The sequence below is a fragment of the Neoroseomonas alkaliterrae genome, assembly GCF_014199195.1.
GTDB lineage: Bacteria > Pseudomonadota > Alphaproteobacteria > Acetobacterales > Acetobacteraceae > Neoroseomonas > Neoroseomonas alkaliterrae.
The window spans coordinates 1-3,006 of the sequence record NZ_JACIJE010000034.1; the positions used below are offsets into that span (position 1 = coordinate 1).

General features: G+C 72.9%; 2 protein-coding genes and 1 pseudogene. All 3 read left to right on the top strand.

Annotated features, from left to right (window positions below):
• A pseudogene (locus tag FHS88_RS20315) lies at positions 1-399 on the top strand (phage portal protein); the annotation flags it as partial.
• Positions 396-1,889: a ubiquitin-activating E1 FCCH domain-containing protein gene (locus FHS88_RS20320; protein WP_184487307.1), complete on the top strand. Its 1,494-nt coding sequence runs from the start codon at positions 396-398 to the stop codon at positions 1,887-1,889. The pseudogene FHS88_RS20315 and the gene FHS88_RS20320, both read left to right, overlap by 4 nt.
• 22 nt (positions 1,890-1,911) lie before the next feature.
• Positions 1,912-3,006 (top strand): HK97 family phage prohead protease (locus tag FHS88_RS20325; protein WP_184487308.1); only part of this gene is annotated, 1,095 nt, incomplete at its 3' end.

Genomic DNA, 3,006 nt, shown 5'->3' on the forward strand with positions numbered 1-3,006 from the left:
CTGGTGCGCCCCGTCGCCGAGCGCTTCCACGCGCAGGGCGCGCTGCTCGGGCTCTGGGGGACGGACATGCCGGACGGCGTGTCGCACGTCCCGCCGGCGCACGAGATGATCGACCCGCTCAAGGACACCACCGCCCTCATCGCCCAGGTGCGTGCGGGCTTCGTCCCACAGCCCGAGGCGGCCGGCGCCTTCGGCTACGACTTCCGCGCGGCCGTGGAGATGATCCGCGAGGCCAACGCGCTGCTCGACGAGGCCGGCATCTCGCTCGACACCGACCCGCGGCGCGTCGCGAAGTCCGGCGCCGCGCAGGACGCCGCCCAGATGGCCGCCGTCGAGATCGCCGCCACCGGCGCAGCGGCACCGCCCCGCGCCGAGCCAACCCCAGGAGCACCCGCATGATCGCCGGCGCCTACGACTGGACGGACGACATGCTCAAGATCAAGAGCATGCAGAAGAAGTTCCGCGACAGCTTCAACGGGACCGAGATCAATCCGGCCCGCTGGGACGTCGCGGCCAGCGGCAGCGGCATGGTGCTCGCTGTCGCGGACGGCACCGTCACCGTCTCGACCGGCACGACCCTTGACGACGAGTTGGTGCTGACCAGCCGCACCGCCTTCACCATCCCGCTGCGCGTCATGGTCGCGGTGAACCTCAGCCAGCGCATCGCCGGCCAGTCGGTCTGGCTCGAGCTGGTCTCGGTCGATCCGACCTCCGCCCAGCCGGACGGCCGCAGCGCCTGCGCCTGGCGGCTCGACGGCACCAGCCCGACGCTCGCGAATTACGAGGTGCAGAGCGAGGGCGCGCCGCGGCTCGTCACCGCCTCCGCCTCGACCATCCCAACCACGGCGCCAGCCGGCTGGTCGGTGCTGGAGATCGAGCCGACCAACGACGAGTGCTGGTTCCACGGCCGGCAGCTCGACACGACGGCGGCACGGTCGAACTCCTATGTCCGCCACCAGCAGATCCCGGAGCCGAATGCGCTCTACCGCTTCCGGATCCGGGTGCGGAACCGGCAGTTCATCAACGGCATCTCCGCGGTCGCCAACAACGGCTCCGGCCTGGTGCGGATCACTCGCGCGGCACATGGCTTCGCGACGAACGACGTGGTGACGGTGGCGGACGTCTCCGGCGTGCCGGGGGCGAACGGCACCTTCACGATCACGGTGATCGACGCGAACAGCTTCGACCTGGTTGGCTCGACCTTCTCCGGCGCCTACCTCAACACCGGCTGGGCCTCGGTCTCGCGCAACCTGGCGCCGGCCTCAAGCACCGACGTGAAGGTGCAGTTCGTCACCATCGCGGACTACGCCGAGCTCACCACCGAGATCACCGCCGGCCGCGGCCAGTCGGTCGCCGGCCAGGGGCTCGGGGTGAACGTGCTGAGCAATGTTGCCCCGACGCTGACGGCCGTCGGTGGACAGGCGCGCAACACATCCGGCGCCCTGCCGGTGCTGGTCGCGACCGGCCTCTCAGCCAACCCGACGGCGGTGACCACCGGCCGGGGCATCGACCTGCTGGCGACGCTGATCGGCGCGCTGGTCAACAAGCCCTTTTCCATCCCGGAGGCGGACTGGCAGTACGCCTGCGCTGCCGGCGGGATCACCGGCACGACCGACGTCGTGCTACGGGCCGCAGCCGCCGCTGGTATCCGGAACTACGTCACCTCGATCGATGTGCGGAACGCGCATGCGACCGTCGCGACGGAGGTGGTGATCAAGGACGGGGCAACGGTGATCTGGCGGCAGCTGCTGCCGGCGGCGATGGCGACCCCGGTGGACATCACCTTCCCGACGCCGCTGCGCGGCACCGCGGCGACGGCGGTGAACTTCGCCTGCCTGACCACCGGCGCGCAGGTCTACGTCAACGCGCAGGGCTACGCCGCCCCGTAGCGGCGCCCACCAGGAACCCAGCATGTCCGAGACGACCGAGCCGGGCGGCAGCGATGCCGCGCCGGCGACTCCTGCCATGCCGATCGTGGCGCAGCGCGCGCTGGCGGCCCCGGCCACCGTCGATCGTGCCGCGCGCACCGTCGAGGTGGTGTGGTCCACCGGCGCCCGTGCCCGCAACTTCGTCCCCGCCCTCGGCCTCATCACCGAGGAACTGGAGATGTCGCCGAACGCGGTGCGCATGGAGGCGCTCCGCTCGGGCCAGGCCCCGGTACTGAACACACACCGACGCGGCGATGCCCGCGACGTGCTCGGCCGCGTCACCGCCGCCCGCCTCGAGCGCGGGCGAGGCTACGCCACCCTGCAGTTCAGCACGGCCGCCGACGTCGAGCCGGTCTGGCAGCGCATCGCCGACGGCACGCTCCGCGCGGTGAGCGTCGGCTATCGCGTCCACCGCTACGAGCCGCGGCCCGATGCCGCCACCGGCGAGACCGTCCACCGCGCCGTGGATTGGGAGCCCTTCGAGATCTCCGTCGTACCGGTCCCGGTGGACCGCGATGCGGCGGTGCGGGGCGAGGCGCAGCAGGGCGCGCCCGCCGTCGCGATCGAACCCGCCCTGCCTGACGAGGAACCCATCATGCCCGAGACGACGCCGGAGACCCCGGCCGCGCCGGCGCCGTCTGCGCCGCCCAGCCCGACCCAGGAGACCACCGTGACCACCACGCCCAGCGCCCCGGCGCCGGAACCCACCCGGGCTGCGGCGCCCGACCTCGACGCCGTGCGTGCCGAGGGCCAGCGCGCAGAGCGGGAGCGCATCGCCGGGATCGACGCGGCCATCGAGGCCGCCGGCGCCCTGGTCTCGGCCGACCGCATCCCGCCGATCCGCAGCGAGGCGGTGGAGCGCGGTTGGTCGGCCGATCAGGTCCGCCGCGCGCTGTTCGACCTCCTGGTCACGACGGCGCCGAAGCCCTCCGTGCCCGCGCGGCCGGAGAGCGGCCCCGGCCACGATGATCCCGCCATGCTGATCGACGCCATGGCCGAGGCGCTCGCCACCCGCTCCATGCCCGGCTACCAGCCGCAGGGGAACGGCCGCCACGCCGAGTTCATGGGCTGGCGCCCC